This window comes from Pseudomonas sp. 39004 (assembly GCF_028682155.1).
GTDB lineage: Bacteria > Pseudomonadota > Gammaproteobacteria > Pseudomonadales > Pseudomonadaceae > Aquipseudomonas > Aquipseudomonas capeferrum.
On sequence record NZ_JANIAG010000093.1, the window covers coordinates 1 to 22175 of the forward strand.

General features: G+C 63.5%; 17 protein-coding genes. 8 read left to right on the forward strand and 9 right to left on the reverse strand.

What is annotated here, in order from left to right; all coding sequences use genetic code 11:
• Positions 1–1109: Na+/H+ antiporter family protein (locus NP534_RS16525; RefSeq protein WP_274099408.1), on the forward strand; the 1109-nt coding region annotated here is incomplete at its 5' end.
• Between the two features lie 4 nt (positions 1110–1113).
• On the opposite strand, the gene NP534_RS16530 is transcribed toward NP534_RS16525, so the two are convergent.
• The 3 genes from NP534_RS16530 to NP534_RS16540 form a co-directional block, all read right to left on the reverse strand.
• Complete coding sequence (locus NP534_RS16530; protein ID WP_274099409.1) at positions 1114–2121, reverse strand: FecR family protein; 1008 nt, start codon at positions 2119–2121, stop codon at positions 1114–1116.
• Positions 2122–2290: 169 nt separating this feature from the next.
• On the reverse strand, positions 2291–4060 hold the full coding sequence (locus NP534_RS16535) for an acyl-CoA dehydrogenase C-terminal domain-containing protein (RefSeq protein WP_274099410.1): 1770 nt from the start codon (positions 4058–4060) through the stop codon (positions 2291–2293).
• Positions 4061–4141: 81 nt separating this feature from the next.
• On the reverse strand, positions 4142–5764 hold the full coding sequence (locus NP534_RS16540; RefSeq protein ID WP_274099411.1) for an acyl-CoA synthetase: 1623 nt from the start codon (positions 5762–5764) through the stop codon (positions 4142–4144).
• A 196-nt stretch (positions 5765–5960) separates the two neighbouring features.
• On the opposite strand from NP534_RS16540, the gene NP534_RS16545 reads away from it, so the two are divergent.
• The 6 genes from NP534_RS16545 to NP534_RS16570 all read left to right on the forward strand — a co-directional run bounded on the left by NP534_RS16545 (position 5961) and on the right by NP534_RS16570 (position 12368).
• Complete coding sequence (locus NP534_RS16545; RefSeq protein WP_274099412.1) at positions 5961–7367, forward strand: sensor histidine kinase; 1407 nt, start codon at positions 5961–5963, stop codon at positions 7365–7367.
• Positions 7368–7379: 12 nt separating this feature from the next.
• Positions 7380–7997: a response regulator transcription factor gene (locus NP534_RS16550; RefSeq protein ID WP_274099413.1), complete on the forward strand. Its 618-nt coding sequence runs from the start codon at positions 7380–7382 to the stop codon at positions 7995–7997.
• A 125-nt stretch (positions 7998–8122) separates the two neighbouring features.
• Positions 8123–8596: a MarR family winged helix-turn-helix transcriptional regulator gene (locus tag NP534_RS16555; protein WP_033697451.1), complete on the forward strand. Its 474-nt coding sequence runs from the start codon at positions 8123–8125 to the stop codon at positions 8594–8596.
• 30 nt (positions 8597–8626) lie between these two features.
• On the forward strand, positions 8627–9820 hold the full coding sequence (locus tag NP534_RS16560) for an HlyD family secretion protein (protein ID WP_274099414.1): 1194 nt from the start codon (positions 8627–8629) through the stop codon (positions 9818–9820).
• Positions 9817–11352, forward strand: a complete 1536-nt coding sequence (locus tag NP534_RS16565; RefSeq protein ID WP_274099415.1) for a DHA2 family efflux MFS transporter permease subunit — start codon at positions 9817–9819, stop codon at positions 11350–11352. The genes NP534_RS16560 and NP534_RS16565 overlap by 4 nt, the downstream gene beginning before the upstream one ends.
• A gap of 269 nt (positions 11353–11621) precedes the next feature.
• Positions 11622–12368, forward strand: coding sequence for an SDR family oxidoreductase (locus NP534_RS16570; RefSeq protein WP_186663583.1), 747 nt, complete (start codon positions 11622–11624; stop codon positions 12366–12368).
• A 6-nt stretch (positions 12369–12374) separates the two neighbouring features.
• Here the strand turns inward: NP534_RS16570 and NP534_RS16575 are convergent, their stop codons facing one another.
• The 6 genes from NP534_RS16575 to NP534_RS16600 all read right to left on the reverse strand — a co-directional run bounded on the left by NP534_RS16575 (position 12375) and on the right by NP534_RS16600 (position 21203).
• Positions 12375–14099, reverse strand: coding sequence for an ATP-binding protein (locus NP534_RS16575; RefSeq protein WP_274099416.1), 1725 nt, complete (start codon positions 14097–14099; stop codon positions 12375–12377).
• 30 nt (positions 14100–14129) lie between these two features.
• The gene (locus NP534_RS16580; RefSeq protein WP_274099417.1) at positions 14130–16199 is read right to left on the reverse strand and encodes a hybrid sensor histidine kinase/response regulator; all 2070 of its coding nucleotides are present in this window, start codon (positions 16197–16199) and stop codon (positions 14130–14132) included.
• Between the two features lie 64 nt (positions 16200–16263).
• Complete coding sequence (locus NP534_RS16585; RefSeq protein WP_274099418.1) at positions 16264–17919, reverse strand: PAS domain-containing sensor histidine kinase; 1656 nt, start codon at positions 17917–17919, stop codon at positions 16264–16266.
• 57 nt (positions 17920–17976) lie between these two features.
• Complete coding sequence (gene mapR, locus NP534_RS16590; protein WP_274099419.1) at positions 17977–19386, reverse strand: GntR family transcriptional regulator MpaR; 1410 nt, start codon at positions 19384–19386, stop codon at positions 17977–17979.
• A 52-nt stretch (positions 19387–19438) separates the two neighbouring features.
• Positions 19439–20842 (reverse strand): cytochrome c oxidase accessory protein CcoG, encoded by a 1404-nt coding sequence (gene ccoG, locus NP534_RS16595; protein WP_274099420.1) that lies wholly within the window; start codon positions 20840–20842, stop codon positions 19439–19441.
• 121 nt (positions 20843–20963) lie between these two features.
• Positions 20964–21203, reverse strand: coding sequence for a DUF3203 family protein (locus NP534_RS16600; RefSeq protein ID WP_033697462.1), 240 nt, complete (start codon positions 21201–21203; stop codon positions 20964–20966).
• Positions 21204–21357: 154 nt separating this feature from the next.
• Between NP534_RS16600 and NP534_RS16605 the strand changes: the two genes are divergently transcribed.
• Positions 21358–21891, forward strand: coding sequence for an MgtC/SapB family protein (locus NP534_RS16605; RefSeq protein WP_047583760.1), 534 nt, complete (start codon positions 21358–21360; stop codon positions 21889–21891).
• Positions 21892–22175: the final 284 nt, after the last annotated feature.

The following is a 22175-nucleotide window of genomic DNA, read 5'->3' on the forward strand; positions in this document are numbered from 1 at the left end:
TCGCCAAGTCCGGGCTGGCGCATGCCCTGGCTGACCGAGCCCTGGCCATGATCGATCGCCAGGGCCATGCCAATGGCGGCAAGGTCAAGTGGCTGCTGATCGGCCTGATGCTGGTGGTGGCGGTGTCGTCGCAGAACATCCTGCCCATCCACATCGCCTTCATCCCGCTGCTGGTGCCGCCGCTGCTGTATGTGCTGACGCGCTTGCGCATCGACCGCCGGCTGATCGCCTGCGTGATCACCTTTGGCCTGATCACGCCCTACATGTTCCTGCCGGTGGGCTTTGGCAACATCTTCCTCAACGAAATCCTGCTGGCCAACGTCGCCCGGGCCGGGGTCGATGTGAGTGGCGTCAACGTCACCCATGCCATGGCCATTCCGGCGGCTGGCATGCTCGCCGGCCTGCTGCTGGCGGTGTTGTTCAGTTACCGCAAGAAGCGTGATTACGACCTGGCGCGTATCGAGCAGGTCGAGCAGGTGAGCGTGCAATACAACCCATTGACCCTGATGGTCGCGGGCCTGGCGATCGCCGCAGCGTTCATTGTTCAGCTGTGGCTGAACTCGATGATCATCGGCGCCATGGTCGGGTTCCTGATCTTCTCGCTGTCTGGCATCGTGCGCTGGAAAGACACCGACGACCTGTTCACCGAAGGCATGAAGATGATGGCCATGATCGGCTTCATCATGATTGCCGCCTCGGGCTTTGCCGATGTGATGAAGGCCACGGGCGAGGTCAACAGCCTGGTCCAGGCGTCGGCGCAGTGGATCGACCATAGCAAGGGCGTCGGCGCTTTGCTGATGCTGCTGGTGGGCTTGCTGGTGACCATGGGCATCGGCTCGTCGTTTTCCACCGTGCCCATCCTGGCGGCGATCTTCGTGCCACTGTGCGTGCAGCTGGGCTTCGACCCGCTGGCCACGGTGTGTATTGTCGGCACCGCCGGGGCGTTGGGGGATGCTGGTTCGCCAGCGTCGGACTCGACCCTGGGGCCGACCTCGGGCCTGAATGTGGATGGCCAGCACCACCATATCTGGGACACTGTGGTGCCGACCTTCCTCCATTACAACCTGCCGCTGTTGGCCTTCGGCTGGTTGGCGGCGATGACGCTGTAAGGCGTCAGCCCTTGCCGGGCGGCGGCGAAATGCGGTTGAGGACGGTGCTGCCGTCCTTGCTGCGGGTCAGGTACACCGGCAGTACCTTGGGCAGGTTGTTGACCAGGCGCCCGACTTCACGGGTGTTGTAGATGCCGCTGATGCGGATCCGGCCGGTGCTGGCATCAGCCAGCAGCAGCGGGGCGTCGAGGTAGCGGTTGATCACCGGCAGCGCCTGCTCCAGGCTCAGGTTGTCGAGCACCAGCTTGCCACTGCGCCAGGCCAGGGTGTTGCCGTAATCGTCGCTCTGCTCCAGTTGTGGCTCGAAATCACCTTTGTGATAGCTGGCCTGCATCCCAGGGCCGAGGCGGTAACCGCCCGCGCTGCCGTCGCTGGTGACCAGCACCGAGCCTTCCACCAGCGTGACCTTGACCTGGTCCTGGTACTTCCACACGTTGAACTGGGTGCCGGTGACGCGGGTCTGGCCGCGGCCTGCGCGGACGATGAACGGGTGTGCACTGTCGTGCTGCACCTTGAAAAACGCCTCGCCGCGCTTGAGGGTGACCTGGCGCTGGTCTTTGTAGTTGAGGTAGGTCAGCTCGGTGTTGAGGTTGAGTTCGACCGTGCTGCCGTCGCTCAGCTCCACCGTCTGCATCCGGTTGCTGGCTTCGAAGTGCTGGTAGTGGTTCGGCAGCCAGCCTTGTTCCCAGCCTATCCAGCCGGCCAAGGGCAGCACCGCCAGGGCAATGGCCGCGGCCGAGGCCAGCGGGCGCCAGTTGCGTACCCGCGGTGCTTGGCGTGCCGGCGGATTGAAATCGACCACGGTGGCGTTGCGTGGCAGCAGGTCGGCGGTTTGCCAGATCTCCAGCATCGCGTGGTATTCCTCGGCGTGCCGTGGGTCGGCCGCCAGCCAGCGGGCGAACGCCTCACGCTCGGCCGCAGTGCAATCTTCGGCGTGCAGGCGCATGCACCAATGCGCGGCGGCGTCGGTGATGGCATCGTCTGAGCTGGGATTGAGGCGGTCGTGGTTCATTGCGGCTCCGGGTTTTGCGCATTCTACCCTTGCAAAGGGGTCCCGAGAACCGAGGTAATGGCGAATGACTATCAGTTGTGACGGTTTTTCGTCGGATTTGCAATGGAATTTCAGCGTTTGAGAACCCTTCGCGGGCAACGCCGGGGGGCGCTGCGCACCCCTGGGCCGATCAGAACTGCGCTTCTGTCATGCCATAAAGGCTGGCGCTGCCCGCCCGCATACTTGCCTCCAGCCCAAGACTGCGCGGCAGGATGCGCTGGAAGAAGAACGCCGCACAGGCCAGCTTCGCCCCATGGAAAGCGGGGTCTTGTTCATGCTTGGCCTGCGCCACGGCGGCCATGCGCGCCCACATGTAGGCATAGGCGGTGAGGCCGAACAGGTGCAGGTACTCCACGGCCACGCTGCTGACCAGGTTGGCGTCTTCGCCGGCCTGGGCCCGCAGCCACGCACTGGTCGCCTCCAGGCGCGCAACGCTGGCCTGCAGAGCTTCGCGATGCAGCGGCGCGGCCACGCTGAACGCGCGCACTTCGGCGGTGAAGCTGGCCAGGGCCTGGCCACCATCGGCCAGTACCTTGCGCCCGAGCAGGTCGAGGGCCTGGATGCCGTTGGTGCCTTCGTAGATCTGAGCGATGCGCACGTCGCGCACACGCTGTTCCTGGCCCCATTCGCGGATGTAGCCATGGCCACCGTACACCTGCTGGCCGAGCACGCAGCTTTCCAGGCCATTGTCGGTGAAAAAGGCCTTGGCCACTGGTGTGAGCAGCGCCACCAGGCGCTGGGCATGTTCACGCTCGCCTGCGTCTTCGGCGTAACGGGCCAGGTCCAGTTGTTGCCCCACGTAGGCCGCGAATGCCCGGCCGCCCTCGGTGAGGGTGCGCATGGTCAGCAGCATACGCCGCACATCGCCATGCTGGATGATCGGGTCGGCCACCTTGCCCCGCGCCTGCGGGCCGCTGGCGGCGCGGCTCTGCAGGCGTTCGCTGGCGTAGCGCGCAGCGCTCTGGTACGACGCTTCGGCGCAGCCGATACCCTGGATGCCGATGGACAACCGCTCGTAATTCATCATGGTGAACATGGCCGCCAGGCCCTTGTTCGCTTCGCCCACCAGGTAGCCCGTGGCGCCATCGAAGTTCATCACGCAGGTGGCCGAGGCCTTGATGCCCATTTTGTGCTCGACCGAGCCGCAATGCACGGTGTTGCGCTCACCCAGGCTGCCATCGGCATTGACCTGGTACTTGGGCACCAGGAACAGCGAGATACCTTTGGCGCCAGTGAGGGCATCCGGCAGCTTGGCCAGCACCAGGTGGACGATGTTCTCGGTCAGGTCCTGCTCGCCACCGGTGATGAAGATCTTGCTGCCAGTGATGCGATAACTGCCATCGGCGTGTGGCTCGGCGCGGGTGCGGATCAACCCCAGGTCGGTGCCGGCCTGGGGCTCGGTCAGGCACATGGTGCCGGCCCAGCGGCCTTCGTAGAGCGGTGGCAGGTAGGTGGCCTTGAGCGTCTCGCTGGCGTGGGCATCGATCGCCAGGCAACTGCCGGCGCTCAAGGCGGAATACAGGCTGAAGCTGCAGTCGGCGGCGTAGAGCATCTCTTCGAACAGCACGCCAAGCATCTTCGGCATGCCCATGCCGCCATGCTCGGGGTTGCCCCCCAAGCCGACCCAGCCGCCTTCCCGGTAGGTGCGCCAGGCTTCGCGGAAACCGTCCGGGGTGCTCACCTGCCCGGCCTCGAAGTGCACACCTTGTTCGTCACCGTTGCGGCTGAGCGGGGCGATCAGTTGGCCGGTGACCTTGGCCGCTTCTTCGAGGATGGCATCGGCGGTGTCGGCGTCGATGCGCTCGGCCAGGGCGGGCAGGCGTGCCCACAGGGCAGGGGCGTTGAAAACGTCACGCAGAATAAAGCGCATGTCGCGCAGGGGGGCGATGTAGTCGGTCATCAGCGGCTCGGTAGGTGCAAAAGCAAAGGGTGTGGGTGCTGGCCTCGGCGCCGGTTTGCCGACGACGAGGCCCATGAACGGTCAGAGGGCTTTGGCCCGGTCGCGCAGGAGGTACTTCTGGATCTTGCCGGTGGAGGTCTTCGGCAGTTCGCCAAAAATCACCGTCTTGGGCACCTTGAAGCCCGCCAGGTGCTCCCGGCACCAACTGCTGATGTCGGCTTCGCGGGTGTCTTCCCGGCCAGGCTTGAGGGCAACGAAGGCGCACGGCGTCTCGCCCCATTTCTCGTCGGGGCGTGCCACCACAGCGGCTTCAAGCACCGCCGGGTGCTTGTACAAGGCGTCCTCGACCTCGATGGTAGAGATGTTCTCGCCACCGGAGATGATGATGTCCTTGAGCCGGTCCTTGATCTCGACATAGCCATCGGCGTGCCACACGGCCAGGTCGCCGGTATGGAACCAGCCACCGCGGAAGGCTTCGGCCGTGGCTTCGGGGTTTTTCAGGTAGCCCTTCATCACTGTGTTGCCACGCATGAAGATCTCGCCCAGGGTGTTGCCGTCGCGCGGCACCGCTGCAAGGGTTTGCGGGTCGGCGACCATCAGGCCGTCGAGTGTCGGGTAGCGCACGCCCTGGCGCGACTTGATGCGCGCACGTTCCTCGAGCGGCAGCCCGTCCCACGCTTCATGCCAGGCGCATACCGTCACTGGCCCGTATACCTCGGTCAGGCCGTAGGTGTGGGTCACCTGAATGCCCATTTCTTCCACTGCGCCGATCACCTTGGCCGGTGGCGCGGCACCTGCGACCATCGCCTGCACCGGGTGCTCGATGGCAGCCTTGGCGGCCTCAGGCATGTTGACCAAGGCGTTGAGCACGATGGGTGCGCCGCACAGGTGCGTGACCCGATGTTCGCGGATCAGGGTGAGGATCTTCTGCGGGTCGACCCGGCGCAGGAACACGTGGGTGCCTGCCAGGGCGGTGATGGTCCAGGGGTAGCACCAGCCGTTGCAGTGGAACATCGGCAGGGTCCACAGGTACACCGGGCGGTGGCCCATGGCCCAGGTCATCTGGTTGCCCAGGGCATTGAGGTAAGCGCCGCGATGGTGATAGACCACGCCCTTGGGGTTGCCGGTGGTGCCGGAGGTGTAGTTGAGGGAAATGGCCTGCCATTCGTCATCGGGCCATTCCCAGGCGAAGTCCGGGTCGCCCTCGGCCAGCAGGGCCTCGTAATCCAGCTCGCTGACCGCGCGGCCTTCGCCGTACTCCGGGTCATCGACATCGACCACCAGGGGCGGGTGTTCGAGCAAGGCGAGGGCGGCTTCGATGACCGAGTGGAATTCGCGGTCGGTGATCAGCACCTTGGCCTCGCCGTGTTGCAGCATGAAGGCGATGGCCTCGGCGTCCAGGCGAACGTTGAGGGTGTTGAGCACTGCACCGGTCATGGGGATGCCGAAGTGCGCTTCGAGCATGGCCGGGGTGTTTGGCAGCATGACCGCTACCGTGTCGCCACGCCCGATGCCACGGCCGGCCAGTGCGCTGGCCAGGCGCCGGCAGCGTTGGTAGGTTTCCTGCCAGTTGCGGCGTATGGCGCCGTGGATGACAGCCGGGTAGTTGCCATACACGGCTGCGGTGCGTTCGATAAAGCTCAGTGGGGTGAGGGCGACGTGGTTGACGGCAGTGGGCATCAGGCCCTGGGCATAGATCGACATGCGGTAATCCTGTAAGGGAGGCAGGCGCAGGCTGTGCGCTTGGCCCCCGATGGCTGATTGTTAGCTCTGTTCAGGGTGTGGGAAGGCGTACGGTTGGCCGCAATTTCCCTGTCGCAGTTTTACGCGAGTCGCTATGGTAGATGGAATATCGACTATAGCAATATAGTAAAACTACTATAACAACGAGCCTCACAACGTGGACAAGCCCCTCTCTCCTTTGCTCGCCAAAGACCCCCAGCCCAGCCTGCTGCTGGCCGCCGATGCCACGCCGCTGGCCAGCAACCCGGCCTTGCAGGCCTGGGTTGATGAAGGCCCAGCGTTGGCCTGCTGGCTGCCCGCCAACTGCGCCGCACTGGTGCGCGCCTGCCTGCGACAGCACCGGGCAATTGCCGATGTGCAAGTAGAGGTGGGCGAGCGCATCGTGCTGTGGACGTTCATCCCCGACGAACAAGGCCAGCAGGTGCTCGGCCGCTGCCGTGACGCCAGTGCCGAGCGCCACGGAGCGCGTGAAGCCAGCCGCGCCCGGCGCCTGTACCGCTTGATCATCGAGAACACCACCGACCTGATTTCCCGGCACAGCCCCGATGGCCGTTTTCTTGATGCCTCACCGGCGGCGTTCCGCCTGTTGGGCCTGTGGCCCGAGCAACTGCGAGGCATGGCCGTACGGACCTTGCTGCACCCGCGCGAGCGCCGCCAGGTGCTGGCTCAGGCCGCCGCCGCCCTGGACCAGGACGGTTATCACACCATGACCTGCCGGGTGCGCCAGGCCGCTGGCGGTTACCGCTGGTTCGAGATCGCCAGCCGCGCCATCCGCGAAACCTATACCGGGGCCGTGGTGGAGATCGTCAGTGTCTCGCGTGACATCACCTTGCGCATCGAGGCCCAGGAGAACCTGGCGCACAGTGCCCGGCTCGCCACCTTGGGTGAGCTGGCCTCGGGCATCGCCCACGAGATCAATCAACCGTTGGCGGCGGTGGTCAACTATGCCAATGCCAGCCAGCGCTACCTGCAGGGCCTGGAGCGCGACCCGCAGGCACGCGTGCGGGTCGGGCAGGGGCTGCAACGCATCACCGAACAGGCGACCCACGCCGCGCAAGTGATCCGCCGGCTGCGGGTGTTTCTGCGTAAAGGGCCGCGGCGGCTACAGGCGCTGGACATGCTCGATGTCGCCAACGAGGCCATGCGCCTGTGTGCCTGGGAGGCGGCGCGTGACCAGGTCAGCATCGAGCTGCGCGTGAGTGCGCAATTACCGGCGGTGTATGCCGACCGGGTATTGCTCGAGCAGGTGCTGCTGAACCTGCTGCGCAACGCCATCGATGCCAACCGCGAGCAGCATGGCGAACGCCCGTCACGTATCCTCCTGGCCGCCGTGCGCGAGGGTGATGGGGTGTTGGTGGAGGTGGCCGACCAAGGGCCAGGGGTTGCGGCCGAACGCCTGGAAGACATCTTTACCCCGTTCACCACCAGCAAGGCCGATGGCCTGGGGCTGGGCTTGAGCATGAGCCGCAGCCTTGTCGAAGGGTTTGGCGGCAGTGTGTGGGCACGTGCGGGCGAGCAGGGCGGTTTGGTAGTGTGCTGCCGCCTGGCGGTGAGCAGGGGATAAGAGGAGGTCAGGGTGCAAGCGAAAGTGTATGTGGTCGACGACGACCAGGGCATGCGTGATTCCACGGTCTGGCTGTTGCAGTCGGTGGGGCTTGAGGCCCTGTCGTTTGCCAGTGGCCAGGCGTTTCTGGACGCGTGCCGGGATGATGGACCGGCCTGCGTGCTGCTGGATGTGCGGATGCCGGGGCTGGGTGGGCTGGCGGTGCAGCAGCTGATGAGGGAGCGGGGCCTGGACTTGCCGGTGATCTTCGTCAGCGGCCATGCCGATGTGCCGATCGTGGTGCGGGCATTCAAGGCCGGTGCCTGCGACTTCATCGAGAAGCCGTACAGTGACCAGTTGCTGCTCGACAGTGTGCAGGAAGCACTGGAGCGCGCCGGCCGCGTGCGTCAGGGCAACCAGGCGCTGGCCCGGGTGCAGGCGCGCATCGATGGCCTGACGCCGCGAGAGCGCGATGTGTTCGTACCGCTGGCCCAAGGCCTGAGCAACCGCGAGATCGCCGAGCAGTTGGGGGTTAGCGTGAAAACCGTGGACTTGTACCGGGGGCGGGTGATGAAACGGCTGCAGGCCGGCAGCCTGGCCGAGCTGGTGGGCATGGCGATTGCCTGTGGCGCGGTGCCGGCGTTGGCGTAGCAGGGCAACCACATCAGCAAGTCATGAGCGTCAAATCATGAAGTTTTGCATAGCAGCCTAATCAAGGCTTTGACATTCACTGCCTAGGCAGTAATATTTTCACACAATTACCCACGGCAGATCCCATGGCGCATTTTTCTCCCGAGAATTTCCAGACCTGTGCCATTGGCATGCTGTTGGGCCGCGCGGCGATCCTCAAGGACCGCATTCTCGACTGGCACCTTGAATCCGAGGGCGTCACCGCCGCGCAGTTCAAAGTGTTGATCATCGTCACCCAGTACCAGGTCGACACCCCGGCCGAGCTGTGCCGCTACCTGGGCCTGGACAGTGGTTCGATGACCCGCATGCTCGATCGCCTTGAACAGAAGGGCCTGATCGTACGCAACCGTTGCGCCGACGATCGCCGCCAGGTGCGCCTGGCCCTGACCGACGATGGCCAGCGCCTGGCTGATCGGCTGCCAGAGATCGGTGCGGCGGCGATGAACGAATTGTGCGGCGTGCTGCAACCTGAAGAACTCAAGACCCTCGAGGGCTTGCTGGCCAAGGTGCTGCTCAGCGCTGGCGACCCCCTGACGATCCGCCGCTTTGGCGATCGTTGATCCCTGTTACGCATTATCCAAGGTATTGTCATGGCCACTCCCACAGACACCACACCCCCCGCCGACGCACCCGAGCCGTCGCGCAAACGCAAGGCCTGGCTGCTCGGCCTGCTGCTGCTGTTGATTGTTGGCGGCATCGGCGCCTGGGCCTGGTACTCCCTGGTCGGGCGTTGGCACGAGAGCACCGATGACGCCTACGTCAACGGCAACGTGGTAGAGATCACCCCGCTGGTGACCGGTACCGTCACCAGCATTGGTGCCGATGACGGCGACCTGGTCCATGCCGGCCAGGTGTTGCTGCAATTCGACCCGGCCGACAGCGAGGTGGCGCTGCAGTCCGCCGAAGCCAAACTGGCGCGCACGGTACGCCAGGTGCGTGGCCTGTACAGCAACGTGGATGCGCTCAAGGCCCAGTTGCAGACACGCCAGGCCGAGTTGCAGAAGGCCCAGGACAATTACAACCGGCGCAAGGTGCTGGCCGACAGCGGGGCGATTGCGGCGGAAGAAATCTCCCACGCCCGCGACGACCTGAGCGTCGCCCAGAGCGCCCTCACCAGCGCCCGCCAGCAGCTCAATACCAGCTCCGCGCTGGTGGATGACACCGTGGTGTCCTCGCACCCGGAAGTCATGGCGGCCGCGGCCGACCTGCGCCAGGCCTACCTGGACAATGCCCGCACCACCCTGGTGGCGCCGGTGACCGGTTATGTCGCCAAGCGCACCGTGCAACTGGGGCAGCGCCTGCAACCTGGCACCGCGACCATGGCGGTGATCCCCCTGGACCAGGTGTGGATCGATGCCAACTTCAAGGAAACCCAGCTGCGCGACATGCGCATCGGTCAGCCGGTGGAAATCAGCGCCGACCTGTACGGCAGCGAGGTCAAGTACAGCGGCACGGTGGACAGCCTCGGTGCAGGTACGGGCAGCGCCTTCGCGCTGCTGCCGGCGCAAAATGCCACCGGCAACTGGATCAAGATCGTGCAGCGGGTACCGGTGCGTATTCACTTGAGCCCTGATCAGCTCAAGGACCATCCACTGCGTATCGGCCTGTCCACGGTGGTCGAGGTCGACTTGCACGACCAGAGCGGCCCGACCCTGGCCCAGCAGCCCCCGCAACAGGCCAGCTACACCACCCAGGTGTATGACCGTCAACTGGTCGAAGCCGACCACCTGATTGCGCGGCTGATTCACGACAACAGCGCAGCCGGCAAGACGGCGCAGCGATGAGCAACCAGGCCGCCGCCCAGTTCACCCCGCCGAGCCTGTTGCTGACCACCATCGGCCTGTCGTTGGCGACGTTCATGCAAGTGCTCGACACCACCATCGCCAACGTGGCCTTGCCGACCATCTCCGGCAACCTGGGGGTGAGCTACGAGCAGGGCACCTGGGTAATCACCTCGTTCGCGGTGAGCAACGCGATCGCCTTGCCGCTGACGGGCTGGCTGAGCCGGCGCTTTGGTGAGGTGAAGCTGTTCATCTGGGCCACGTTGCTGTTCGTGCTGGCATCGTTCCTGTGCGGGATCGCCCAGTCGATGCCGGAGCTGGTGGGCTTTCGTGTGGTGCAAGGGGTGGTGGCGGGGCCGTTGTACCCGATGACCCAGACCTTGCTGATTGCCGTGTACCCTCCGGCCAAGCGGGGCATGGCCCTGGCGCTGCTGGCGATGGTCACGGTGGTGGCGCCGATTGCCGGGCCGATACTGGGCGGCTGGATCACCGACAGTTACAGCTGGCCATGGATCTTCTTCATCAACGTCCCCATCGGCCTGTTCGCCGCCGCCGTGGTACGCCAACAGATGCGCACGCGGCCGGTGGTGACCAGCCGTCAGCCGATGGACTACATCGGCCTGCTGACGCTGATCGTCGGTGTCGGTGCGTTGCAGGTGGTGCTCGACAAGGGCAATGACCTGGACTGGTTCGAGTCGTCGTTCATCATCATCGGCAGCCTGATCTCGGTGGTGTTCCTGGCGGTGTTCGTGATCTGGGAACTGACCGACCGGCACCCGGTGGTGAACCTGCGGTTGTTCGTGCACCGCAACTTCCGGGTCGGCACCATCGTCTTGGTCGGGGGGTATGCGGGGTTCTTCGGTATCAACCTGATCCTGCCGCAGTGGCTGCAGACGCAGATGGGCTATACGGCTACCTGGGCGGGGCTGGCGGTGGCGCCCATCGGGCTGTTGCCGGTGATCATGTCGCCCTTTGTCGGCAAGTACGCGCACCGGTTCGACTTGCGTCTGTTGGCGGGGCTGGCGTTTCTGGCCATTGGCACCAGCTGCTTCATGCGTGCCGGGTTTACCAGTGAGGTGGACTTCCAGCATGTGGCGTTGGTGCAGCTGTTCATGGGGATTGGCGTTGCGTTGTTCTTCATGCCGACGTTGAGCATTCTGCTTTCGGACCTTCCGCCGCATCAGATTGCCGATGGCTCGGGGCTGGCGACGTTCCTGCGTACGCTGGGGGGGAGTTTTGCGGCGTCGTTGACGACCTGGATCTGGATTCGCCGGGCTGATCAGCATCATGCCTACTTGAGCGAGAACATCAGCCAGTTTGACCCGGCGACTCGGCATGCGCTTGAGCAGCTTGGGGGGGCTAGCTCGCAGAATTATGCGCAGTTGGAGCAGATTCTGAATGCGCAGGCTTACATGATGTCGACGGTGGACTACTTCATGATGATGACGTGGGTGTTTGCTGGGTTGATCTTGTTGGTGTGGTTTGCGCGGCCGCCGTTTACGGCCAAGGCTGGGCCGGCTTCGGCTGGGCATTGATGGTCTTTGTCTGTTGGTATTGATATCTGGCGGAGTCCATTTTTTGGCAAACGCCCCAAAAAGTAACCAAAAAGGGCTGCGCTCCATCATACGGCCCCTACGCTGCGCTTCGGGGTCCCCTCGCTCCTGAGTCGCTGAAGATCAAGATCAAGATCAAGAGCTGGATCAAGAGCGGGGGGGTTAGCACGCTTTGCAGGGTTGATGTCATTCCCTTGAGTTGGCATTTCCCCTATTGTCGAAGCCCCACTTTCGAACACATTGGCAGACCCATGGAGAATGTCATCGTCATCACTGGCGCCAGTCGAGGTATCGGCGCCGCCACCGCGCTGCTGGCAGCACAGCAGGGTTATCGCATCTGCATCAACTATCACGCCGACGACCAGGCTGCCGAGCATATCCTCAGCCAGGTGCGGGCATTGGGCGCCGAGGCGATTGCCGTGCGCGCCGATGCCAGCGTCGAGGATGAGGTCATCCAGCTGTTTCAGCGCGTCGACCAGGAGCTGGGTCCCGTCACTGCGCTGGTCAACAATGCTGGCACCATCGGCCAGCAAAGCCGCGTCGAGGAGATGTCCGAATTTCGCCTGCTCAAGGTGATGAAGACCAATGTCGTCGGCCCCATGCTCTGCGCCAAACATGCCCTGCTGCGCATGGCACGCCGGCATGGCGGGCAGGGCGGGGCTATCGTCAACGTCTCTTCGGTGGCCGCCCGCCTGGGCTCGCCCAACGAGTATGTCGACTACGCCGCCTCCAAGGGCGCACTGGACACCTTCACCCTCGGCTTGGCCAAGGAAGTGGCGGGGGACGGTGTGCGTGTCAATGGCGTGCGCCCAGGCTACATACACACCGGCTTCCATGCGCTTTCCGGCGACCCCGACCGCGTCGCCAAACTCGAACCCGGTTTGCCCATGGGCCGTGGTGGCCGGCCTGAAGAAGTCGCCGAGGCGATCATCTGGTTGCTCTCGGACAAAGCGTCCTACTCCACTGGCAGCTTCGTCGACCTGGGGGGCGGGCGCTGAGGGCTATCAGCCTTCCAGCAACTGGCCGACCTGCTCGGCAAGCGCCTCAAGGGTAAAGGGCTTGGTCAGCACACGCATGTCCGTATCGAGGTCGCCTTGGCCAAGCGCCGTGCTCTCGTCGTAACCTGTGACGAACAGCACCTTGAGGCCGACGTAGCGTAGGCGCAGCCGGTCGGCCAACTGGCGCCCGTTGATGCCGCCCGGCAAGCCCACGTCACTGACCAGCAGGTCGGGTGGCGGCTGGTTTTCCAGGCCGGCAATCGCCATGGGGCCATCCTCGTACATCTGCACCTCATGGCCCAGGTCATGCAGCACTTCTGCAATGACCAGGCGCATCGCGCTTACATCCTCGACCACGACGATCCGCTTTGCGGCGCCGCTGCTCGGGCGCGCTGCCGGCGCCTGGGGCTTGAGCGCGGCAGGGGCAGGTTGCGCGTGGTACCTCGGCAGGTACAGCAGCACCTGTGTGCCGTGCCCAAGCGTCGATGTGATTTTCAACTGCCCGCCGGATTGCCGCACAAATCCGTAGGTCATCGACAAGCCCAGGCCTGTGCCGCGGCCAAGTGGCTTTGTGGTGAAGAAAGGGTCCACCGCGCGGCTGAGCGTGTCATCCGTCATGCCGCCACCCGTGTCTTCGACACTCAGGCACAGATAGTCGCCAGGCGCCAGTTCCAGCTCGCTGGCGTGTTCAAGCGTGGGCGACACATTGCACAGCGCGATACGGACCCGGCCGCCATTGGGCATGGCATCGCGGGCATTGATGCACAGGTTGAGCAGGGCACTCTCAAGCTGAGGAGGGTCGATACGTACCGCCCAGAGGGCGTCTTTGCACTGGTAGTCGATTGCGATGTGGGGGCCGGTGCTGCGGCTGATCAGGTCCAGCATGCCACTGACCAACTCGGCGACATCCGTCGGGCGAGGTTGCAAGGTTTGCTGCCTGGAGAACGCCAGTAGCCGATGCACAAGCGCTGCAGCACGTTGCGCAGCGCCGTGGGCGCTGTCGAGCAGCGGGCTGATCGTTGCTTTGCGCTGGTCGGCTGCAAGCCTGTCTCTGGCCAGTTCCAGAGCGCCGAGGATGCCGCCAAGCAGGTTGTTGAAGTCGTGCGCGATGCCCCCCGTCAACTGGCCCACGGCTTCGACCTTTTGCGCCTGGCGCAACGCTTCCTCGGCCTTCTGGCTCTGCGCCACGGCCAGTTCTACGCGCTGTTCGAGCTCTGCGTTGAGGTGTTGCAGGGCGCTTTCAGCGCGCTTGCGTGCCGTCACGTCACGAAAGATCACCGCAACCTGATGATTGTGAGCAGGCTCAATACGGATTGCCGCAAGGCCCAGGCAGCGCTCGGTGGCCAGCAGCTCGTGCTCGAAATACAGGGGTTTGCCGGTGCGCTCCACCGTACCGAAATAGTCGAGCCAGACCTCGGCCTCGTCGGGGATCACTTCACGCAGGGTGCGGCCCACCACATCGGGCAGCCCGGCATGGCGGCAGTAAGCGGGGTTGGCCATCAAGTGCACGTAATCGCTCAATGGCCCCAGAGGGCCGTCGATGAACTGGATGATGCAGAAGCCTTCTTCCATGTTCTCGAACAGGAATCGGTAACCTTCCGCCTCCTGGGTGCGCTCATGCAACCGCGATAATTCGCTGCTCAACTCGGTATTGCGCCGTTCGAGTTGATCGACCCGTTGGCGTAGAAAATTCAATTCATCGGTAGTGCTCAAGCGAGAGTCACTGGGCATCCTTTGCGCTCCATCCCTATCCAGTGGCCGTTAGTTAATCAGCAGCTGTGCGACTCTATCCGACAGTGCAGCCAGGTCGAAAGGTTTGGTCAGCACGCTGGAAGCCTCCAATGGCTGACCGTTGCTGAGTACGGCGCTTTCATCGTAACCCGTAATGAACAGCACTTTGATATGCGGGTGAAGCACGCGGCATTGCTCGGCGACTTGACGGCCATTGAGCCCGCCGGGCAGGCCGATATCCGTGATCAGCAACTGCGGGGGTTGGCAGTTGCCCAGATAGGCCAGCGCGCTGGGGCCGTTGGCGAATGTCCGCACCTCGTGGCCGAGTTCCTCCAGCACTTCACTGATGATCAGGCTCAGGGGTTGCTGATCTTCCACCAGCACGATGTGCCCGGCGCTCATGCTCTTGGGTTTTGTCGGCAGGGCAGTCGGGGAATCGTTGCTGTTCGTCGTGTGTCTATCAAGGTGGTGCGGCAGGTACAGCACGACCTGCGTACCTTCATCGAGCTTGGAAACGATGCGCAGCTGGCCGCCCGACTGGCGCACGAAACCGTAGACCATGGAAAGCCCAAGGCCAGTGCCCTGGCCCATCGGCTTGGTGGTGAAGAACGGGTCGACTGCGCGTGCCGCCACCTCCGTTGACATGCCTCGGCCATTGTCCTTGACCCGAAGGCGCAGGTAATTGCCCGCAGGCAGGTCGAGTTCTTTGGCAAGCGGCAGGTCAAGCGTCACGTTTTCGCCGTCCAGGGTGATTGCGCCCCCGGCAGGCAGCGCGTCACGGGCGTTGATGCACAAGTTGAGCAGAGCGTTTTCCAGCTGTGGCGGATCGATGAACGTTGGCCACAGGTTCGCGGGGAGGTGGCTGTGCAGCAGGATGGACGGGCCGATGCTGCCGCGAATCAGCTGTTCCATGGCGTTTACCAGATGGGTCACATCGGTGGGCTGCGGTTGCAGGGTCTGCTGGCGCGAAAATGCCAACAGGCGGTGGACCACCGCGGATGCTCGCTGCGCCGCGCCCTGGCCTGCCTCCAGCAGGCTGCCAAGCTGATCGTAACGCGCCTGCTTCAGGCGTTTTTGCATCAGCTCCTGGGCACCAAGGATGCTGCCAAGCAAGTTGTTGAAGTCATGGGCAATGCCGCCACTCAAGTGCCCCACGGCTTCCATCTTCTGGGCATGGCGCAACGCCTCCTCAGCTTTGAGCAGACGCTGTTGGGCTTCGACCCGTTCGCTGATGTCATAAGCGAACAGGTAGGCGCCCTGGATGGCGCCATCAGAGTCACGCAGGCAATTGAAGCGCAGCTCGTAATGCCGCTGTGCAGCCCCTTTGCCGAAACGCTGGGTCAAGGTGAACTGCTCGCCCGACAGCGCGCGTTGCCACAAAGGCATGACCAGGTTCAGGTCGGTGTCATCATCGCCCATCAGCGCGGGCAGGTAGTCGCCCACCTCAGGGGTGGCGCCATACAGGTAATGAAATTCGCGCTTGGCCTGCCGGTTGATCGCCAGCCAGCGCAAATTGCTGTCGATCATGTGCACGTTGGCAAGGCTGTGTTCGACCACCTCGGCTAATAGCCGGCGCTCCGCCAGCGCGGCGCTGACCCGCTGTTCGAGCTCTTCATTCAGGCGCTGAAGGGCAAGCTCCGCACGTCGGCGTTCGGTGACATCCTTGAACAGGACTGCGACCTGGCGTTTTTCGGCGGGCTCGACGCGAAAGGTGGTGACGGAAAGCACATGGCCCGTGGCAACCAGCTCCTGCTCGAAGTGCAGTGGCTCGCCGGTGCGCAGTACTGCGCCATAGCGGGCAACCCAGTCATCCGCTTCGTCGGGTACCATCTCGCGCAGCTTTTGCCCGACCACGTTGGCGATGCCGGCATGTTTCGCGTAAGCCGCATTGGCCACGACATGGACATAGTCGCTCAGTGGGCCATGCGGGCCATCGAAGAACTCGATGATGCAGAAGCCTTCGTCCATGCTGTCGAACAACGACCGGTAGAGGTTCTGATCGTTTTCCAGGTGGCACGCCAGCTGCGACTCCAGCAGAGCGTTACGTTGCTGCAGCTGTTCGATTTGCTGGCGCAGGGAATGCAGGTCGCGGGAAGGCATGCCGACGTCCGACGAAATATGAGGCCCAGACTTTAACGCGTTCACGGCGAGGGCGAAAAGCCGCTCAACGCAAATGCGCGGTAACGCCCAGCAGGCGATCGATGCGCTGCGCAAGTGCCTTGAGCTCGAACGGCTTGCAAAGCACCTCGGTGGGGCCTGCGGGCAAACTTTTGGCCATGCTGCTGGTGATGTCATAACCGGTGATCAGTATCACCGGCGCCTCACTGGCAAGGCTTCGGTAGGCCCCGGCGAGTTGCTGCCCATCGATGCCTCCGGGCAGGCCGACATCGGTGATCAGCAAGTCCGGCAACGGCCCCTCCCGCAATGCACTGAAGGCGCTAAGGCCGTCCTCGCAAACCTGGACCTCGTGCCCCAGTTCTTGCAGCACTTCGCTGAGCACCAGGCGCATGGTCGCCTGATCTTCAACCAGCATGATTCGATAAGGCCTGTGCTGCGGCTTTTCGAGCGTGTCTTCGGGCGCAGCACAGGGGGCCGGGGGCGTGATGCTTTCTTCACGAGGCAGATACAGGTGAACGGTGGTGCCTTGGCCCGGCGTGCTGTCGATGCGTAACTGGCCGCCCGACTGGCGCACAAAGCCGTAGACCATCGACAATCCAAGGCCAGTACCCTGGCCCATGGGCTTGGTGGTGAAGAAGGGATCAAGCGCACGCTGCACAATGTCCTTGCTCATGCCTATGCCGGTGTCGTCCACGCGAATGTGCAAGAACTGCCCCGGCGGCAGGTCCAGGCGGCTCGCCTGGTCCTTGTCGAGTTCGGTGTTTTCACAGCCAATGCACAATGTGCCGCCCAGGGGCATGGCGTCGCGGGCGTTGATGCACAGGTTGAGCAGGGCATTTTCCAACTGCTGAGGGTCGATGCAGATCGACCACAGTCCTGCCTGGGTCAGGTCCTGAAAATCGATGTGCGAATCGATCGAGCTACGGATCAGGTCGTTCATGTCAGCCACCAGCAGCTGCACATCGATCGGGTGCGCCAGCAATGTCTGCTGGCGCGAAAATGCCAGCAGGCGCTGCACCCGCGAGGCCGCGCGCAATGCGTTGTGCTTGCCGACTTCGAGCATCCTGGCCGTATCGAAGTAGCGCTGTTGGCTCAGTCGTTGTTCGGCCAGCTCCAGTGCACCAAGAATGCTTCCCAGCAGGTTGTTGAAATCATGGGCAATGCCGCCGGTCAACTGGCCGACTGCTTCCATTTTCTGCGATTGGCGCAATGCCTCTTCGGTCTGGCGCAGGCGTTCCTGTTCGGCAATCCGTTCGGTAATGTCATAGGCGAACATGTAACCGCCCTGAATGCGCTGCTGCGCATCGCGCAGCGGGGTGTAGCGGATTTCGTAATGGCGAAGGGCATCAGGTGGCCCCAGGGCAATCGTATCGATGAACGCTTCGCCCGCCAGCAGGCGTGGCCATACCGGGGCCAACCGGCCCATGATGTCGGGCTGGTTGGCAAGGAACTGCGGCACATAATCGCCGATTTTTGGCACATAGCCGCGCCAACGCTCGAAGGTTTCGCGGGCAGTGCGGTTGATGGCCAGCAGGCGCATCTTTCGGTCAGCTGCAAACACGTTGGCCAGACTGCTGTCGACCAGTTCACCGAGCAGTTTGTTGTTGGCCTGCGCGATGTCCTCGCGCTCGGTCAGCAAGGCTTCCAGTTCCGCGACGCGTGCCTGCAGCTGGTCGTAGGTGGGTTGAGTGACTGGCTGCATGCTGTCGATCCGTTGAACGGGTCGCACAACTATAGTCGCGCCACAATCCCCCAGCCATCAAAATGAACGAATGATGCGCCCCAAGGTCTCCATCGCCCGTTCGGCACCGTCATGCCAGGGGCTGCCGTAATTCAGGCGGATGCAATTGCCGAAGCGTCGAGTTGGCGAGAAGATCGGCCCCGGCGCAACGCTGATGCCTTGGGCCAAGGCCATGTGGAACAGCTTCAGTGCGTCCATCTGCTCTGGCAGTTCGAGCCACAGGAAGTAGCCGCCGGAAGGCTGGCTGACCCGCGTCTGTGCCGGAAAGTACCGGGAAATGGCCGCGAGCATGTTGGCCTGCTGGCCTTCCAGGGCGTAACGCAGCTTGCGCAGGTGGCGGTCATAGCCACCGTGCTGCAGGTAGTCGGCGATGGCTGCCTGGGCGGGCATCGAGGCGCACAGCGAGGTCATCAGCTTGAGCCGTTCGATCTTCTGGGCAAAGCGCCCGGCGGCCACCCAACCGATCCGGTAACCGGGCGCCAGGCTCTTGGCGAACGAACCGCAGTGCATCACCAGGCCCTGCTTATCGAAGGCCTTGGCTGGCTTGGGCGCCTGTTGCGCGTAATACAGTTCGGCATAGACGTCGTCTTCAATCAGCGGCACCTGGTGGCGTGCCAGCAGCTCGACCAGCGCCTGCTTCTTGGCTTCCGGCATGCTCGCACCCACCGGGTTCTGGAAGTTGGTCATGCACCATACGGCCTTGACCGGGTGCTTCTCCAGGGTCTGCGCCAGCACGCTCAGGTCCATGCCCTCGCGCGGGTGAACGGGGATTTCCACCGCTTTGAGTTTCAGCCGTTCCAGCACCTGCAGGCAGGCATAGAAGGCCGGTGCTTCGATCGCCACCAGGTCGCCGGGTTCGGTCACGGCCTGCAGGCACAGGTTGAGGGCTTCGAGTGCGCCATTGGTGATCAACAGCTCTTCCATCGGCAGCATCAGCCCGCCGACCATGTAGCGCAGGGCGATCTGCCGGCGCAACTGGGGGTTGCCGGGGGACAGGTCGGTGACCACCATGCGCGGGTCCATCGCGCGGCTGGCGCTGGCCAGCGAGCGGGACAAGCGCTGCAGCGGGAACAGTTCGGGGCTTGGGAACGCCGAGCCGAACGGCACGGTGTTGGGGTCCTTGATCGAGTCGAGGATGGAGAAGACCAACGCGCTGACGTCGACATCGGTGGACTCGCTGACCGGCTGCAACGCCTGCGGCTCACTGAACTGGCGCGGTGCATGGGCGTTGACGAAATACCCCGAGCGCGGCCGTGCGCGGATCAGCCCGCGCCGCTCAAGCAGGTAGTAGGCCTGGAACACCGTGGACGGGCTGACCCCGTGGGTCTGGCTGGCATAGCGTACCGAGGGTACGCGCTGGCCGGGGCCCAGCACACCCGAGCGGATCAGTTCGGCAATGTCGTCGGCGAATCGTTCGTAGCGTTTCATTCTGGCCTTCTGTCGAAGCCTGGCAGGCAAGGTGGACAAACAGTTTAAGGGATCAGCGGTTCATCGGCGCGACGAAGCGGCTTTGGGCAACACTGCGTACAGCAGGTTCGTCGCTGTCCTGCACCTCGAAACTCAAGGTCTGCGAGCTGCTGCTCGGGCGCTCGGCGAGCATCGCCACCGAGACAGGCAGTTCGCTCATTTCGCCGGCCGGGATGATGAACTCGGTCTTGCCCTGCAGGGTGAAGCCGTCGGCGTCCAGCAACCGCAGGTGATAGCGCTGGGTACTTTCGGTCTTGTTGATGACTTTGAGCAGGTAGATGTTCTCGATCTGGCCCAGGGCGTTTTCGCGGAACAGGCCACGGTCCTTGATCACGTCCAGCGACACCATCGGGCGCCACTGCAAGGCAAGTACCAGTGCGCCGACCATCACCACCAGCGCGGCCGCATAGCCCAGCAGGCGCGGCCGCAGCCAGTGGGTGGTGCCGCCCTGCAGGCTGTGTTCGGACTTGTAACCGATCAGGCCGCGGGCGTAACCCATCTTGTCCATGACCCCGTCGCAGGCATCGATGCAGGCCGCGCAACCGATACAGGCCATTTGCAGGCCGTCGCGGATATCGATGCCGGTGGGGCAGACTTGCACGCACATCGTGCAGTCGATGCAGTCGCCCAGGCCTTGGGCTTGGGCGTTGCTGCTTTTCTTGCGCGGGCCACGGGTTTCGCCCCGACGCGGGTCGTATGCTACCGCCAGGGTGTCTTTGTCGAACATCACGCTCTGAAAACGGGCATATGGGCACATGTGCAGGCAGACCGCTTCGCGCAACAGACCGGCATTGATGTAGGTGGCGGCGGTGAAGAACAGCACCCAGAACAGCGCGACGCCGCCCAGTTGCAGGGTGAACAGCTCCGCCGCCAGGGGCTTGATCGGGGTGAAGTAGCCAACGAAGGTCAGGCCGGTGAGCAGGCCGATGGCCAGCCACAACCCGTGCTTCAGTGAGCGGCGGGCCAGCTTCTCCAGGCCCCAAGGGGCTGCGGCGAGCTTGATGCGTTGGTTGCGGTCGCCTTCGCTGATCTTTTCACACCACATGAACAGCCAGGTCCAGGTGCTTTGCGGGCAACTGTAACCGCACCACACACGGCCGGCGTAGACAGTGATGGCGAACAGGCCGAAGGCGCAGATGATCAACAGCGCCGACAGCAGGATGAAGTCCTGCGGCCAGAAGGTGGCGCCAAAGATATGGAACTTGCTGCTGCTCAAGTCCCACAGCACGGCCTGGCGGCCGTTCCAGTCGAGCCAGACGGTGCCGAAGAACAGGGCGAACAACAGCCCGGCGAAGCCGATGCGCAGGTTGCGGTACAGCCCGGTGAAACTGCGGGTGTGAATGCCGCTGTCGACAGGGCGTTTGGCGGCGGTGACTACGGGCGCGGCAATCTCGGTAAATTGAATTCTATCGTTCATGGCTCGGTGCTCATCAGGCCTCGATCAGGCATGAGCACTATGGCCCCCGAGCTGTTATCAGCACAGGCTCAGGTTTTGCGATAAAAACCGTATCAGATGCGCAGCTAAAGGCCGCCAGGCCTCATATTACCGAGCCTGGCACGCTGGTCTTCAGATGCCTGCGGCTATCCACCGCACCCGCCACGGTCAGCGCATCGGCCTCTGCCTCGGTGATTGGTACGCGTTGCCCGGCGAGCAGCGCCACCGACATGCGCAGTTGTTCGTCGGTGATGATTTCAATGGCTGGGCCATCGCCTTCCAGATGCACATCGTCGCCGATCAGGGTGCAGCGGCGGGTGCTTTCGTCGATTTCAACCGGCATGGGAATATCCTCCTGGTGGCGGTTACAGGTTGTGACCGCAGTACACGGCAGGTTGCTGCATCGTTCCGCCGGGCGGGCGGCATCGCACTTGTCAGCGCGCAGTGGGTCAACCCTCAGAAGGGCCGCACGCCAGGCCCGTTCGAGGAGCATCACTATGAACCCCTGGTGGCACCCCATCTGGCAGGCCATACAAGCCGAGTTCGCCGACATCACCGACGAGCGCGAAGTGACCCAGGTCCTCGTGCGCCTGCTGATGGCCGCGCTGCTCGGTGCGGTACTGGGTTTCGAGCGCGAGCACAAAGGCAAGTCTGCCGGCGTGCGCACGCACATGCTGGTCTCGCTTGGCGCTGCACTGTTTGTGTTGTCACCGAGCATGGCCGGCGCTGACGAGCAGGCGCTTAGCCGGGTGATCCAGGGCATTGTCGCCGGTATCGGCTTTCTGGGCGCGGGGACCATTCTCAAGGGTAACGGCCAGGACACCAGCCACGTGAAAGGGCTGACTACCGCTGCCGGGTTGTGGATGACCGCCGCCATCGGCACGGCTGCCGGCATGGGGCGTGAGGCCACGGCATTGATCAGCACGGTGCTGGCCCTGCTGGTGCTGGGCACGATGCCTTTGCTGGTGGAGAAGGTCGAGAAAGTGGATGAGGCGAAGCAGGAGGAAGAGGAGGAGGGCAGGAAGCACTGAGGGGAGCCTAAGCTCCCCTCAAAGTGATGTTGCCTGCTCTTTTTTATTATTGAAGACTGGCCTTTTGTTGTTTTTGTAAGCCTGTCTTTGTGTTGCGAGCGACCCCCATGCGGGGTCAAGAGCAAACGTATTTTTTTGAGCGCTGACCTGCTTTCACCATGACTGGTCCGGTGCTGACTGCTGCTACCTTGAGGTAGTTTTATTGTTCTGTGTCAGACCGCGGGGCGTACCCCTGAAAAGCGTGCCTACTCCAAAAAAATCTGCTTGCTACGCCTCTGCCGTGT

Bases quoted from the DNA above. Each gene is read 5' to 3' on its own strand.
- NP534_RS16530 (WP_274099409.1), bottom strand. From the start codon at position 2,121: ATGAACCACGACCGCCTCAATCCCAGCTCAGACGATGCCATCACCGAC.
- NP534_RS16535 (WP_274099410.1), bottom strand. From the start codon at position 4,060: ATGACCGACTACATCGCCCCCCTGCGCGACATGCGCTTTATTCTGCGT.
- NP534_RS16540 (WP_274099411.1), bottom strand. From the start codon at position 5,764: ATGTCGATCTATGCCCAGGGCCTGATGCCCACTGCCGTCAACCACGTC.
- NP534_RS16555 (WP_033697451.1), top strand. From the start codon at position 8,123: ATGGCGCATTTTTCTCCCGAGAATTTCCAGACCTGTGCCATTGGCATG.
- NP534_RS16560 (WP_274099414.1), top strand. From the start codon at position 8,627: ATGGCCACTCCCACAGACACCACACCCCCCGCCGACGCACCCGAGCCG.
- NP534_RS16565 (WP_274099415.1), top strand. From the start codon at position 9,817: ATGAGCAACCAGGCCGCCGCCCAGTTCACCCCGCCGAGCCTGTTGCTG.
- NP534_RS16570 (WP_186663583.1), top strand. From the start codon at position 11,622: ATGGAGAATGTCATCGTCATCACTGGCGCCAGTCGAGGTATCGGCGCC.
- NP534_RS16575 (WP_274099416.1), bottom strand. From the start codon at position 14,099: ATGCCCAGTGACTCTCGCTTGAGCACTACCGATGAATTGAATTTTCTA.
- NP534_RS16580 (WP_274099417.1), bottom strand. From the start codon at position 16,199: ATGCCTTCCCGCGACCTGCATTCCCTGCGCCAGCAAATCGAACAGCTG.
- NP534_RS16585 (WP_274099418.1), bottom strand. From the start codon at position 17,919: ATGCAGCCAGTCACTCAACCCACCTACGACCAGCTGCAGGCACGCGTC.
- mapR (WP_274099419.1), bottom strand. From the start codon at position 19,386: ATGAAACGCTACGAACGATTCGCCGACGACATTGCCGAACTGATCCGC.
- ccoG (WP_274099420.1), bottom strand. From the start codon at position 20,842: ATGAACGATAGAATTCAATTTACCGAGATTGCCGCGCCCGTAGTCACC.
- NP534_RS16600 (WP_033697462.1), bottom strand. From the start codon at position 21,203: ATGCCGGTTGAAATCGACGAAAGCACCCGCCGCTGCACCCTGATCGGC.
- NP534_RS16605 (WP_047583760.1), top strand. From the start codon at position 21,358: ATGAACCCCTGGTGGCACCCCATCTGGCAGGCCATACAAGCCGAGTTC.